Source organism: Murinocardiopsis flavida (genome assembly GCF_003014485.1).
In the GTDB taxonomy this organism is placed as follows: Bacteria; Actinomycetota; Actinomycetes; order Streptosporangiales; family Streptosporangiaceae; genus Murinocardiopsis; species Murinocardiopsis flavida.
Genome location: NZ_PYGA01000017.1, coordinates 132571 through 146886 on the forward strand (window position 1 = coordinate 132571; position 14316 = coordinate 146886).

Annotated in this window: 10 protein-coding genes; 8 read left to right on the forward strand and 2 right to left on the reverse strand. The window is 72.6% G+C overall.

Going from position 1 to position 14316, the window contains the following annotated elements:
- The first annotated feature begins 23 nt into the window (after positions 1-23).
- The gene (gene tsaD, locus CLV63_RS22685; RefSeq protein ID WP_106585202.1) at positions 24-1064 is read left to right on the forward strand and encodes a tRNA (adenosine(37)-N6)-threonylcarbamoyltransferase complex transferase subunit TsaD; all 1041 of its coding nucleotides are present in this window, start codon (positions 24-26) and stop codon (positions 1062-1064) included.
- A gap of 164 nt (positions 1065-1228) precedes the next feature.
- On the opposite strand, the gene CLV63_RS22690 is transcribed toward tsaD, so the two are convergent.
- Positions 1229-3547: an apolipoprotein A-IV repeat region-like domain-containing protein gene (locus CLV63_RS22690; RefSeq protein ID WP_106585203.1), complete on the reverse strand. Its 2319-nt coding sequence runs from the start codon at positions 3545-3547 to the stop codon at positions 1229-1231.
- Positions 3548-3927: 380 nt separating this feature from the next.
- Positions 3928-5217 (reverse strand): class I SAM-dependent methyltransferase, encoded by a 1290-nt coding sequence (locus CLV63_RS22695; RefSeq protein WP_106585204.1) that lies wholly within the window; start codon positions 5215-5217, stop codon positions 3928-3930.
- Between the two features lie 192 nt (positions 5218-5409).
- Between CLV63_RS22695 and groES the strand changes: the two genes are divergently transcribed.
- The 7 genes from groES to CLV63_RS22730 all read left to right on the forward strand — a co-directional run bounded on the left by groES (position 5410) and on the right by CLV63_RS22730 (position 14310).
- Complete coding sequence (groES, locus tag CLV63_RS22700) at positions 5410-5727, forward strand: co-chaperone GroES (RefSeq protein ID WP_106585205.1); 318 nt, start codon at positions 5410-5412, stop codon at positions 5725-5727.
- Between the two features lie 230 nt (positions 5728-5957).
- Positions 5958-7574, forward strand: coding sequence for a chaperonin GroEL (gene groL / locus CLV63_RS22705; RefSeq protein WP_106585206.1), 1617 nt, complete (start codon positions 5958-5960; stop codon positions 7572-7574).
- A 162-nt stretch (positions 7575-7736) separates the two neighbouring features.
- Positions 7737-8357 (forward strand): sigma-70 family RNA polymerase sigma factor, encoded by a 621-nt coding sequence (locus tag CLV63_RS22710; protein ID WP_106585207.1) that lies wholly within the window; start codon positions 7737-7739, stop codon positions 8355-8357.
- A gap of 152 nt (positions 8358-8509) precedes the next feature.
- On the forward strand, positions 8510-10006 hold the full coding sequence (gene guaB, locus CLV63_RS22715) for an IMP dehydrogenase (RefSeq protein ID WP_106585208.1): 1497 nt from the start codon (positions 8510-8512) through the stop codon (positions 10004-10006).
- Between the two features lie 257 nt (positions 10007-10263).
- Positions 10264-11367, forward strand: a complete 1104-nt coding sequence (locus CLV63_RS22720; protein WP_106585209.1) for a GuaB3 family IMP dehydrogenase-related protein — start codon at positions 10264-10266, stop codon at positions 11365-11367.
- Between the two features lie 181 nt (positions 11368-11548).
- Positions 11549-12445, forward strand: coding sequence for a lytic transglycosylase domain-containing protein (locus CLV63_RS22725; RefSeq protein WP_245928986.1), 897 nt, complete (start codon positions 11549-11551; stop codon positions 12443-12445).
- A gap of 140 nt (positions 12446-12585) precedes the next feature.
- Entirely contained in the window at positions 12586-14310 is a 1725-nt protein-coding gene (locus tag CLV63_RS22730; RefSeq protein ID WP_106585210.1) for a glycerol-3-phosphate dehydrogenase/oxidase, read from the forward strand.
- Positions 14311-14316: the final 6 nt, after the last annotated feature.

Here is a 14316-nt window from a genome sequence, read left to right on the forward strand (position 1 = left end):
GCGCCTGCGAACGGGAAGACGCGATGAGCACCTATGACCTGCCGCTGATCCTGGGGATCGAGACCTCCTGCGACGAGACCGGGGCCGCCCTGGTGCGCGGCTGCGAACTCCTGGGCGACGACGTGGCGTCCAGCGTCGACGAGCACGCCCGGTTCGGCGGCGTCGTCCCCGAGGTCGCGAGCCGCGCGCACCTGGAGGCCATGACCCCCACCGTGCGGCGGGCGCTCGACTCCGCCGGGGTGCGGCTCGCCGACGTCGACGCGATCGCCGTCACGGCGGGGCCCGGCCTGGCCGGTGCGCTGCTGGTCGGTGTCTCGGCCGCGAAGGCCTACGCCTACGCGGCCGGAAAGCCGCTGTACGGGGTCAACCACCTGGTCGGGCACGTGGCGGTCGACCAGTTGGAGCACGGCCCGGTGCCGAAGCCGGCCGTCGCGCTGCTGGTGTCGGGCGGGCACACGTCGCTGCTGCTGGTCCGCGACCTCGCCACCGACGTCGTCCAGCTCGGCGACACCGTCGACGACGCCGCCGGTGAGGCGTACGACAAGGTGGCGCGGCTGCTGGGGCTGCCCTACCCGGGCGGCCCGCCCATCGACGCCGCTGCCGCCGGGGGCGACCCCTCGGCGATCCGCTTCCCGCGCGGCAAGTGGGGCGACGGCAGCTTCGACTTCTCGTTCTCCGGGCTCAAGACCGCCGTCGCCCGCTGGGTGGAGGACGCCGACCGCAGCGGCGCCGCGTTGTCGGTGCCCGACGTCGCCGCGGCGTTCCAGGAGGCGGTCGTCGACGTGCTCACCGCGAAGGCGGTCGACGCCTGCCGCGCCCACGGGGTGCGGACCCTCATCGTCAGCGGCGGGGTGGCGGCGAACTCCCGGCTGCGCGCCCTCGCCGCGCAGCGGTGCGAGGCGGCGGGGATCGAACTCCGGGTGCCGCGCCCGCGCCTGTGCACCGACAACGGCGCCATGATCGCCGCGCTGGGCGCCGAGGTCGTCGCCGCCGGCCTCCCGCCGTCGCCCCTCTCCCTGGCGACCGACACGTCCCTCCCGGTCGGCCAGCCACTGGCCGGCTGACCAGGCACCCCCGCCCCCACGGCGACACCCGGGGACCCGCACGCCGGCACCGCCCCCAGGCGGTTCCCCGGCGGCCTTTCGATGCCGGCTCGGGGGCCTGAGACAAGGGTGGGGCGGCCCTTGGTGGGCCGCCCCTGGGGCCGGGCCGGCGTCCTCCTCGGGGACTACTCGTCGTCCTCGTCGTCCTCGACGGCGGCGGCGCGCTTCTTCTTCTTGCCGTCGCGGCCGGGGCGCAGGAGGGCCTCGGCCAGGGCGAGCATGGTCTCCTCCAGGGAGGCGAGCCGCTTGGTGACGTCGTCGTGCGAGGTCTCGACGGCCTCGCTGATGGTCTCCTCGAACTCGTGGCGGTCGGGGCGCGCCCGCAGCTCGGTGAGGAGCGGCTCGAGGGCGTCGACCAGGCGCTGATCGATCGCGTCGAGGCGGTCGGAGTTGTCGATCACCGGCCGGTCGACCAGCTCGGTCAGGCGCCGGTGCACCTCGCTGACCTCAAGGGAGGCGGGGAGCTGGCCGAGGCGCTGGTTCAGCGACTCCAGCCGGTCGTCAAGGGCCTCCAGGCGGCCGTCGACACCGTCGAACTGGCCGTCGACCCCCGTGACGCGCCCTTCGATGCCGTCGAGGCGGCCGTTCAGGCCCTCGAACCGGCCTTCGACGCCCTCGAAACTGCCCTCGAAGTGCCCCTCGAAGGTGTCGAAGCGGTCGGCGAGCCGCCCGATGTTGTGCTCGAACCGGTTGTTGACCGCCTCGATGTGCGCGTCGACCTTGCCGGTCAGTTCGCGGTCCTGGCGGTCGAACCGCTCCTCGACGGCGGCGCGGAGCTGCTCCAGGCGTTCGATCTGGGCGGTGTGCCGCTCCTCGCTCTTCGCGGCGCTGGACTCGGCGTTCTCCGCGAGGGAGGCGGCGGCCAGCTCGTGGTTGTGCTCGTCGCGCTCACGCACCTCGGCCCGCTGGAGTTCGAGTTGCTCGTGCAGCTCACTGAGCTGCTGGCGGACGTGCCCGCGCAGTTCGTTCAGCTTCTCGTCGGTGGACTCGCCCATGGTGGCGAGCACTCCGCTGACGTCCGCGACAGCGGCGGTGGCCTCGGCGTGGTTCTCCTCGGCCTGGGTGCCGAGGAACTCGGCGCTCTCGGCGACCTTCGCCGTGAGCTGCTCGCGGTCCGCCTCGGCCCGCTCGCCGAGTGTGCGCACACCGTCGGCGATGGACTCGCCGAGGCCGGTGCGGGCCTCGCCCAGCGCCGCGGTGGCGGCGTCGTGGCGCTCCGCTGCCTTCGCGGCGGATTCGGCGTGCCGCTCGTCGGCGCGGGTGTCGAGCGACCGGACGCCGTCGGCGATCGCGCCGTCGACGCGGGTGCCGGTGTCGTCGAGCTTGGTGGTGAGTTCGTCCTGGGCGGTGTCGATGCGCGCGGTGAGGTCCTGGCCGGCGGTGTCGAGCTTGGTGGTGAGTTCGTCCTGGGCGGTGCCGATGCGCGCGGTGAGGTCCTGGCCGGCCGTATCGATCCGGGCGGCGAGGTCGTCCTGCGCAGTGGTGAGCCCGGCGGTCAGCCCGTCGCGGGTCGTGCCCAGCTCGGCGGTGAGCTCCTCCTTGGCGCTGTCGAGCCGCGCCGTGAGGGTCTCGCTGTTCTCGCCCAGCGTGGCGGCCAGCCCTTCGTGGGCCGCGCCGACCTTGGCCGCCAGCTCCTCCTGCGTGCTGTCGAGCTTCGCGGTGAGTGTGCCGTTCGCCTCGTCGATGCGCGACGTGAGCGCGTCGTGGCGGCCGCCGAACTCGGCGAGGACGGCGTCGCGGTGCTCCTCCGCGAGTGCGGCGAGCGCCTCGCGGTGCTCGCGCCGCTGCCGCTCCGCGGCCTCCCCTGCCTCGGAGATCGCGGTGCCCAGCGACTCGCGCGCCTCGGCGAGGGCAGCGGCCGCGGACTCGGTGCGCTCCTCGGAGCGCTCCATGGTCTCCTTGTGCTGGGCGGCGAGCCGTTCGTTGACGCCGGTGAGCGAGTGCTCCAGCGCCTCGGTGCGCGCCTTCAGCGCCTCCATGGCCGCGTCGATGCCGTTGAACCGGGTCTCCAGGTCGTCGGCGACCTCCTGGACCCGCTCGCCGAGGGCGTCGACCTTCCCTGCGCTGCGGGCCGTGGTGTCGGCGATGCTCTGCAAGCGGTTCAGCACGGTGGGCAGGTCCGAGAGGGGCTTGACCCGGTCGCCGACCTTCTCTATGTGCTCGGCGAGCGTCTCGGCCCACTCGGGCGGGCGCGCGGCGAGGTCGTCGACCTGGCCCTGGACGGCGGTCACGGACTCGGTGAGGGCGGTGAACTCGCGCTCGCGGAACTCCCTGAGCAACCACTCCATGCCTTCGAGCCGCTGCCGCATCTCCTCGCTGACCGCGCCCTGCGACTTCTGCTCGGAGATCTGGTCCTGCGCCGCACGTGAGAGGAGGTCCCGCATGCGGTCGGAGATCCCGGTCTGACCTCCCGCGTTCAGGAAGTTGTGGTTGGTCTGTTCCACCGAGTGCTCCTTTGAAGTGCGATGCCCTCGGTCCGTTCGGGCGGACGGAGGCGGACGGAGGTGAAGGGGTCTCGAAGGGCTCCGGCGGGCGGAGTCGGGGGGTCGGCGGATCGGGGGAACCACGTCGACTCGCGCATTGCTCACGGCAACGGTGCGCCTACGTGGAGTAGGACTGCGGGTCGTGGCGGTCGGTCGTGGATCCGGCGTTCCGCCGACCGGAACCGAGCCCCGATAGAGCCGTCGCCGGGAAAAGGGGATAAGGGCCCAGCGGGCTCAGTGTAACGACAACCCTTCGACAGGCCCGTGGTGATGGGCGAACTCGTGGATTGCGCCCCTTCGGCACGGGTGCGCCGCTGTGCCGCCGATGCGCGGGATGCGGGTCAATCTCCCGGTTCGCCGGCGTCCGCCGGACTCCTCCCCTGGGGGCCTGTGACCTCGGAACACAGCAGGTAGACCGGCCGCTCGGCGATCCGGGTGAGCACCACGACCACCGAGTCGGGGCCGGCGGGCCGGAGATCGCGGCGCAGCTTCTCCACATCGACGGCCGAGCCGCGTTTCTTAATCGTTACGTTCCCGGCCTGCCGTGCGCGCACCGCCGCGCGGAGCCGTTTCAGCGAAAAGGGCGCCGTCTCCTCGATCGCGTAAGCGCGGCTGAACGGAGTGCCGACGAGCGTGTCGGAGGTGATGTAGGCGATCCGCGGGTCGAGCAGGCCGCCGTCGACCTCGGCCGCCGCCTCGGCCACGAGGTGCGCGCGGATCACCGCGCCGTCGGGCTCGTACAGGTAGCGGCCCGGTGCGCGCACTTCGGGTGCGCCGAGCCCGGGGTCGGCGGTCAGGGTCGCGGGCGGCGCCCCGGCGCGCTCGCCGGACTCCGCGGGGAGGAGGGTCGCGCGGCGCCCGGATCCGGCAAGTGAGCCGAACCACAGCGCCGCCTCCTTCACGTCGCCGCCGACCGAGACCCACTCGGCGTCGGCGCCCTCGGGGACGAGGTCGTGCGGGATGCCGGGGGCCGCTTTCACGCACGCGGCGGGGGCGCTCTGCGCGATGTCGACAACGGCGGCCCACGGCGGCGAGTACGCGTGCGGGTCGAAGATCCGGCCGCGCGCCCCCCGCCGCGCGGGGTCGCAGAACACCGCGTCGTAGTCGCCGCGGCCCAGCGCGGCGTCGCCTTCGCGCACCCGCGCGGATCCGGACAGGCCCAGCGCCTCGATGTTCGCCTCGGCGACCGCGACGGTGAAGGGGTCGCGGTCGACGCCTTCGACGGTGAGTCCGGCTTCGGCCAGCGCGACGAGGTCGGCGCCGATGCCGCAGCACAGGTCGGCCACGCGCGCCCCGCGGGGCAGCGCCGCGGCGATGCGCGCGGCGCGGTGGTCGGCGACGCTGCGGCGGGTGGCCTGCTCCAGCCCTGCCGGCGTGAAGTACATGCGCGCCGCGCGCGGGCCGAACTTGCGCGCGGCGCGGCCCCGCAGCCGCGCCTGGGTGAGCGCCGCCGCGACGAGGTCGGCCCGCGGCACCTCCAGGTCGTCCTCGCCGGGGAGCGGGCGGCTCCGCAGCCGGGTCGCGACGGCGAGCGGATCGGCGTCGATCTCGGCCGGATCCGCGGCGTCGAGCAGCCGGTCTCCCGCAGGTGTGCGCAGCGCCCGGAATGCCGGGAGGCTTCCGCCAGTCACCGTTGTGTTCCCCCGTGACCTGTTGTTTGACGACTCGGTTGGGCAAGGCTACTGTTCGGACTGGCACTCTCATTGAGAGAGTGCTAACCGCGACGAGGCCGGTCTGGCACCCGCGACGACAGGCCGCCGTGGTCGCCCCTTTTACCAGCATGCCGTTTCGACATATCGAACCTGAAGGGGGAGGTCACAACCGTGTCGACCGCCACCGAGACCAAGACCGTGCTCAAGCCGCTTGAGGACCGTGTGGTCGTCAAGACCCTCGAAGCCGAGCAGACCACCGCCTCCGGCCTGGTCATCCCCGACACCGCCAAGGAGAAGCCCCAGGAGGGCGAGGTCCTGGCCGTGGGCCCGGGGCGCTGGGACGACGAGGGCGAGAACCGCATCCCGCTCGACGTCAAGGTCGGCGATGTCGTTCTGTACAGCAAGTACGGCGGCACCGAGGTCAAGTACAACAACGAGGAGTACCTCGTCCTCTCCGCCCGCGACCTGCTCGCGGTCATCGAGAAGTAACACCCGGCGCCTCCCGGCGCTCAACCGGCGCGAAACGCCTGCCGGGCGAGACCGAGTCGACGCTTGCGACGCTCCGGCCGGCCTCAGGCCGGCCGGAGCGCTTTTCGTTTCCGGCCGCCGCAGCGGAGAGCGCGGCGCCCCGCGCCGCCGCCGCTCCGCCTCGCGCACGCGCTCCGCGGTGCTTCGCGCCCACCCGATGAACTCTCGCAAGGACTGAGGACTACAAACCGATGCCGAAGATCCTGGAATTCGAGGACGACGCCCGGCGCGCGCTCGAACGCGGTGTTGACCACCTCGCCGACGCCGTGAAGGTCACGCTCGGCCCGCGCGGCCGCAACGTCGTCATCGACAAGAAGTTCGGCGCGCCGACCATCACGAACGACGGCGTGACCGTCGCGCGCGAGATCGAGCTCGACGACCCCTACGAGAACCTTGGCGCGCAGCTCGTCAAGGAGGTCGCCACCAAGACCAACGACGCCGCCGGCGACGGCACCACCACCGCCACCGTGCTCGCGCAGGCGCTGGTCCACCAGGGCCTGCGCAGCGTGGCCGCCGGCGCGTCCCCGATGTCGCTGAAGAAGGGCATCGAGGCCGCCTCGGCGAAGGTGTCCGAGGCGCTGCTCGAACGCGCCCGCGAGGTCGAGGAGCGCGGCGACATCGCCTACGTCGCCACCAACTCCGCCCAGGACGCCCAGATCGGCGACCTGATCGCCGAGGCGTTCGACAAGGTCGGCAAGGACGGTGTCATCACCGTCGAGGAGGCGCCGACCTTCGGGCTGTCCCTGGAGTTCACCGAGGGCATGCAGTTCGACAAGGGCTACGTCTCCCCGCACTTCGTCACCGACGGAGAGCGCCAGGAGGTCGTGCTCGAAGACGCCCTCGTGCTGATCCACCAGGCCAAGATCTCCAGCCTGAACGAGCTGCTGCCGCTGCTGGAGAAGGTCGTCCAGTCGAAGAAGCCGCTGCTGATCATCGCCGAGGACATCGAGGGCGACGCCCTGGGCGCGCTGGTCCTCAACAAGATCCGCGGCGCGCTCAACGTCGCGGCCGTCAAGGCGCCCGGCTTCGGCGAGCGCCGCAAGGCCATGCTGGGCGACATCGCCACCCTCACCGGCGGCCAGGTCATCGCCGAAGAGGTCGGCCTGTCACTCGACAACGCCGAGCTCGACACGCTGGGCAGCGCCCGGCGCATCACGATCACCAAGGACGCCACGACCATCGTCGACGGCAACGGCGAGCAGAGCGAGGTCGACGACCGCGTCCGCCAGATCCGCAAGGAGATCGAGAACTCCGACTCCGACTGGGACCGCGAGAAGCTCCAGGAGCGCCTGGCCAAGCTCGCGGGCGGCGTGTCGGTGCTGAAGGTCGGCGCGGCCACCGAGGTGGAGCTGAAGGAGAAGAAGCACCGCCTGGAGGACGCCATCTCCGCGACCCGCGCGGCGATCGAGGAGGGCATCATCGCCGGCGGCGGTGCCTCGCTCGTGCACGCCGCGGCGGTGCTCGACGACCTCGGCCTCACCGGCGACGAGGCCACCGGGGTCGGCATCATGCGCCGCGCCCTGCCCGAGCCGGCGCGCTGGATCGCCGAGAACGCCGGCGCCGAGGGCTACGTCGTCACCCACCGCATCTCCGAGCTGCCCGTCGGCCACGGCTACAACGCCGCGACCGGCGAGTACGGCGAGCTCATGGGGCAGGGTGTCATCGACCCCGTCAAGGTCACCCGTTCCGCGGTGCAGAACGCCGCGTCCATCGCCGCGATGCTGCTGACCACCGAGGTCCTGGTGGTCGACAAGCCCGAGGAAGAGGACGACGCCGGAGCGGGACACGGCCACGGCCACGGTCACTGATCCGCGGCCCTGAGGGGCCGGTGTACTACCATGCGTGTCCCGGAGCTGTCTCCGGGACACGCATCATTTTTTGCGCCTATGGGGTGAAAATTCCCGAATGTAACCATTCTGTTGCCGGTAATCGTGACGTGTAAGTGTTCGCGTGAGGGCATCATTCGATACGTGACGGATCCACGCGCCGCGGGGGGCGCGCTCGCAGAGCCGCCGAGCGCACAGCGCACAACGGACGACACAGAACTGAATGAGCTGACCACGCTGGCGGTCCAAGGCGACCACGGCGCGGTGGACTCCCTGATCCGCGAGATCCGCCCCATGGTGTTCCGGTACTGCCGGGCCCGCCTGGGGCGCGTATCCGGTTACGTCCACTATTCCGACGACGTCGCCCAAGAGGTCTGCATCGCGCTCCTCGCCGCGCTCCCGCGCTACCAGGACCGCGGCAGGCCCTTCGCCGCGTTCGTGTTCGGCATCGCGGCGCACAAGGTCGCCGACGCCCTCCGCGCTCCGAGCCGGGACGTCCCCACCGACACCGTGCCCGAACGCCCCGACGACGCACCGGGCCCCGAGGACTCCACGGTCCGCACCATCGAGGCCGAGCGCGCCAGGGCGCTGCTCGGCATGCTCCCCGAGCAGCAGCGCCGCCTCCTCGTCATGCGGGTCATCGCCGGGCTCTCCGCCGATGAGACCGGCCACCTGCTGGGCATGACCGCCGGAGCGGTGCGCGTGGCCCAGCACCGCGCGCTGGCGCGGCTGCGCGAGGTCGCGCTCGCGCAGCGGCTGTTCTGAGCGCGGCCGCGGGTCGCGCCGCCGCAACGATCCGCTGTGAACCGGCTCACTCGAACCCGTTGTGACCTGCGTAATCGTGCATCGCTCGATCATGGGGGCGCGCGTCCGCCTAGGATGAAACAACGAGGCCGCGCAGTCAGGGGAAGGGCGTCATGACCCAGCAGGACAACCACGACCACGGCGGCAAGGTGCTCGCACCAGGGCTGACCTACGACGACGTCCTCCTGGTCCCGGCGTATTCGGAACTGATGCCCGGTGACGCCGACACCGCCACGCAGCTCTCGCGCACCATCCGGTTGCGCATCCCGCTGCTCTCCGCGGCCATGGACACCGTGACCGAGGCCCGCATGGCGGTCGCCATGGCCCGCCAGGGCGGCGCGGGCGTCCTGCACCGCAACCTCTCCATCGAGGACCAGGCAGCACAGGCCGACCTGGTGAAACGGTCCGAAGCCGGCATGATCTCCGCGCCCGTCACGTGCGCGCCCGAAGACACCCTCGCCGACGTCGAGGAGCTGAGCGCCCACTACCGCATCTCCGGCGCGCCGGTCACCGACCCCGACGGCACCCTCGTCGGCATCGTCACCAACCGCGACATGTGCTTCGAGGAGGACCGCTCCCGCCGGGTCCGCGAGGTCATGACCCCCATGCCGCTCATCACGGCGCCCGTAGGCGTGTCCCGCGACGACGCGTTCCAGCTGCTGCGCAGCAACAAGATCGAGAAGCTGCCGCTGGTCGACCCGCAGGGCCGCCTCCGCGGGCTCATCACCGTCAAGGACTTCACCAAGAGCGAGCAGTACCCCGACGCCACCAAGGACGCCGACGGCCGCCTGGTCGTGGGCGGTGCCGTGGGCGTCGGGATCGAGTCGGAGCAGCGCGCGCACGCGCTGGTCGAGGCGGGGGCCGACTTCATCGTCGTGGACGTCGCGCACGGGCACTCCAACGGCCTCCTGGAGATGGTCGCCAAGCTCAAGGCGAACACCCGCGCCGACATCATCGCCGGGAACATCGCCACCCGCGCGGGCGCCCAGGCGCTCATCGACGCCGGTGCCGACGCCGTGAAGGTCGGCGTGGGGCCCGGCTCCATCTGCACCACCCGCGTGGTCGCCGGTGTCGGCGCCCCGCAGGTCACGGCGGTCCTCGAAGCGTCGAAGGCGTGCGGCCCCGCGGGGGTCCCCGTCATCGCCGACGGCGGCTTGCAGTACTCCGGCGACATCGCGAAGGCCATCGTCGCGGGCGCGAGCACGGTGATGCTCGGCAGCCTGCTCGCCGGTGTCGAGGAGAGCCCCGGCGAGCTGATCTTCATCAACGGCAAGCAGTTCAAGTCCTACCGCGGCATGGGTTCGCTGGGCGCCATGCGCGGCCGGTCCTTCTCCAAGGACCGCTACTCCCAGGCCGAGGTGTCGTCCGAGGAGAAGCTCATCCCCGAGGGCATCGAGGGGCAGGTCCCCTTCCAGGGGCCGCTGCGCGCGGTGTCCCACCAGCTCACCGGCGGCCTGCGGCAGTCCATGTGGTACGCGGGCACCCGCACCGTCGCCGAGCTCCGCGAGCGCGGGCAGCTCATGCAGATCACCTCGGCCGGCCTCAAGGAGAGCCACCCCCACGACATCCAGATGACGGTGGAGGCCCCGAACTACCACGGGCGGCGGTAGGCGGTACGGGGGTCGAAGGGGGTCGTCCCCCTGGGCGGTGCTGCACGGGCGGCGGTAGACGTTCGGGGGTCGAAGGGGGTCGTCCCCCTGGGCGGTGCTGCACGGTAGGCGGTACGGGGGGTAGGCGGCCGCTCCGCGGGGGGCGGTCCGGCACCGTGCGCGGGGGCGTCCGCGCCGCCCGGCGGTAAACTCGCGGCGGCAGGACCTGCGGGGCCGCCCCGCGATACGGCGACGAGGGGAACGAAGCGTTGGCACAGGTGGAGATCGGGCTTGGCAAGAACGGGCGGCGCGCCTACGAGCTCGACGAGATCGGGATCGTCCCGGCCCGTCGCACGCGCGACCCCGAAGAGGTGTCCATCACCTGGCAGATCGACGCCTACCGCTTCGAGACGCCGCTGATGGTGAGCCCCATGGACAGCGTGGTCTCGCCCAAGACCGCGATCGCGATCGGCGAGCTGGGCGGCCTCGGCGTCCTCGACCTCGAAGGGCTTTGGACCCGCTACGACGACCCCGACCCCCTGCTCGCCGAGATCCGGGAGCTCGACGACGCCGCGGCGACGCGGCGCTTGCAGGAGATCTACGCCGCGCCCATCCGCGAGGAGCTGATCGGCCGCCGCATCGAGGAGATCCGCGCCGCCGGGGTGGTCACGGCCGCGCGGTTGTCGCCGCAGCGCACCGCGCAGTTCCACAAGGCCGTTGTCGACGCGGGCGTCGACCTGTTCGTCATCCGCGGCACGACCGTCTCGGCGGAGCACGTCTCGGGCCGCGCCGAGCCGCTGAACCTCAAGCAGTTCATCTACGACCTCGACATCCCCGTGGTGGTCGGGGGCTGCGCCACCTACACGGCGGCGCTGCACCTGATGCGCACCGGCGCGGCCGGGGTCCTCGTCGGGTTCGGCGGCGGCTCGGGGCACACCACCCGCAGCGTGCTGGGTGTGGCGGTCCCCATGGCCAGTGCCATCGGCGACGTCGCCGCCGCCCGGCGCGATTACCTCGACGAGTCGGGGGGCCGCTACGTGCACGTCATCGCCGATGGCGGCATGACCCACAGCGGCGACATCTCCAAGGCCCTCGCCTGCGGCGCCGACGCGGTGATGGTGGGTTCGCCGCTGGCGCGCGCCAGCGAGGCGCCCGGCCGCGGGTACCACTGGGGCAGTGAGGCGCACCACAACGAGCTGCCGCGCGGGGAGCGGGTGAACGTCGGCACCATCGGCGACCTGTCGGCGGTGCTGCACGGCCCGTCCTCGACCAGCGACGGCTCGATGAACCTGGTGGGTGCGCTGCGCCGCACGATGGCCACCTCCGGGTACACCGAACTCAAGGAGTTCCAGCGGGTCGAGGTCGTCGTCAACCCGCACTGATCGCCGTCGGCCGGGGCGCCGCGCGCATCGGCGCGGGGCGCCCTCCGCCGTCCCGCCACGGCCCTGCCGGGCCGGGCGGCGGGCCGGCTTCGGTCGATATGCCCCCTCGGCCGCCGGGCCGTCGAGTAGGTTGATGCTTCGCCGGACGCGAATGTCTCCCGCGCGATCGAGAGAGGTATCCGTGCCCATTCCCTCCGCATCCTCCCCCGAGGCGACGGCCGCGACCGCGGGGACGCACGGCACCGCCCCCGCCGAGCGGCCCGCGCCGCGTGCGGGCGTCATGGCGGCGGTCGCCGTCGCCTCCGTGCTCGGTCTCACCGGTGCCGTTGCCGGGGCCGTGGCGGTGACCGACCTCTCCGCGGCCCCCGAGACCCTGCCGCCCGGTCCGCGCGACCGCGGCGGCCTGGTCGACCAGGAGCGCCCCGCCGACCAGGAGTCCCCGCCCGCGGGCGGTCGCACCGGCGCGCCCGGCGGAGACGGCGCCGAGGCGCGGCCGTCGCCCGCCGACGCGGCCCCGGCCCCCGCGGCGCAGTGGCTGGAGCGCACGGCCGACGCGACCGGCATCCCGCCGCGTGCGCTGCGCGGTTACGCCGCCGCGCAGCTCCGCATGGAGGCCGACCAGCCCGAGTGCAGCCTCTCGTGGCCCACCATCGCCGGGATCGGATCGGTCGAGTCCAAGCACGGGACGTTCACCGGCGGCGAGATCGGCCCCGACGGCAGGACGACGGTCGACGTGATCGGCATCCCGCTCAACGGGCGCGACAACACCGCGGCCATCCGCGACACCGACAACGGCGCGCTCGACGGCGATTCCGAGTGGGACCGCGCCGTGGGCCCCATGCAGTTCATCCCGTCGACGTGGGAGACCTGGGGCACCGCCGCCGACGGCGGCGAGCCCGATCCGCACAACATCGACGACGCCGCGCTGAGCGCGGGGCGGTACCTGTGCGCCGACGGCCGCGACATGACCACCGACGACGGCTGGTGGGCCGCCCTGATGTCCTACAACCGGTCGACCAGTTACGGCGAGGACGTCCTCCGCACCGCCAAGGGCTACGCCGACGCCGCCGTCCGCTGACGGCACCGGCGCCGGCCGCGGCACACCGGGGAGGGCGGGCCCACCCTCCCCGAGCCGGGTCGACGTCCCGGCTAGCCTGGTGACACTGGGAGAAACCGGGTAAACGTCCGGGTGACAGCTCCGTTGGAGAAAGGCGTGCAATGACCGCAGCGCGGATGGGCCCTGACGAGCGAGCCGATGCGCTCGCAGCCATGGCAGGCAACGAACTCGACCTCCTGGTCGTCGGCGGTGGCATCGTCGGCGCGGGGGTCGCCCTTGACGCGGTGTCGCGGGGCCTCTCCGTGGGCCTGGTCGAGGCCCGCGACTTCGCCGCCGGCACCTCCAGCAAGTCCAGCAAGCTGGTGCACGGCGGGCTCCGCTACCTGGAGCAGCTCGACTTCGGGCTGGTCCGCGAGGCGTTGACGGAACGCGGCCTGCTGCTGAAGACGATCGCCCCGCACCTGGTGCGCCCGGTGCCGTTCCTCTACCCGTTGCAGCACCACGTGTGGGAGCGCGCCTACGTCGCGGCGGGTGTCACGCTGTACGACTCGCTCGCGCTGTCGTCGGGCACCGCGCGGGGGCTGCCGCACCACCGGCACCTGTCCCGCCGCGGAGCCATGCGGGTGTTCCCCGCGCTCAAGCGCGACGCCCTCGTGGGGGCCGTGCAGTACTGGGACGCCCAGGTCGACGACGCCCGCTTCGTGCTGACGGTGCTGCGCACCGCGGCGAACTACGGCGCGCGCATCGCCTCGCGGGTGCAGGCCACCGGGTTCCTGCGCGAAGGCGAGCACGTCACCGGCGCGCGGGTGGTCGACCTGGAGAACGGCGCGGAGTTCCAGATCCGCGCCAAGCAGGTCGTCAACGCGGCGGGGGTGTGGACCGACGACATCCAGGAGATGGTGGGCGGGCGCGGCCAGATCCACGTGCGCGCGTCCAAGGGCATCCACCTGGTGGTGCCGCGCGACCGCATCCAGGCGTCCTCGGGGCTGATCCTGCGCACCGAGAAGAGTGTGCTGTTCGTCATCCCGTGGGGGCGGCACTGGATCATCGGCACCACCGACACCGCCTGGGACCTCGACAAGGCGCACCCGGCGGCGAGCCGCACCGACATCGACTACATCCTCGACCACGTCAACACCGTCCTGCGGGTGCCGCTGAGCCGCGACGACGTCGAGGGCGTGTACGCGGGCCTGCGCCCGCTGCTGTCGGGGGAGTCCGACGAGACCTCGAAGCTATCGCGCGAGCACACGGTGGCGCACCCGGTGCCGGGGCTGGTCCTCATCGCGGGCGGCAAGTACACCACGTACCGCATCATGGCCAAGGACGCCGTGGACGCCGTCGTGCACGGCCTCGGCGGCGGCACGCCGGAGTCCGTCACCGACAGAGTGCCGCTGGTCGGCGCCGACGGCTACGCGGCGCTGTGGAACCAGCGGCGGATGATCGCCCGCGACTCCGGCCTGCACGTGTCGCGGGTGCAGCACCTGCTGCGCCGCTACGGCTCGATGATCGACGAGCTGCTGGCGCTCATCGCCGAGCAGCCCGACCTGAAGGAGCCGCTGACCGGCGCCGACGACTACCTCCGCGCCGAGGTCGTCTACTCGGCGCGCTTCGAGGCGGCCCGGCACCTCGACGACGTCCTGAGCCGCCGCACCCGCATCTCGTTCGAGACGTGGGACCGCGGTATCGCCGTCGCCGAGGAGGCGGCCGCGCTCATGGCCGAGCCGCTGGGGTGGGACAAGAAGCAGGTCGAGCGTGAGGTCGAGTACTACCGCAAGCGCATCGAGGCCGAGCGCGCCGCCCAGGAGCAGATCAACGACCACGAGGCCGACGCCGTCCAGCACGGCGCCCCCGACATCGTCCCGGAGGCCAAGATCGCCGCACGGTGACCGAGG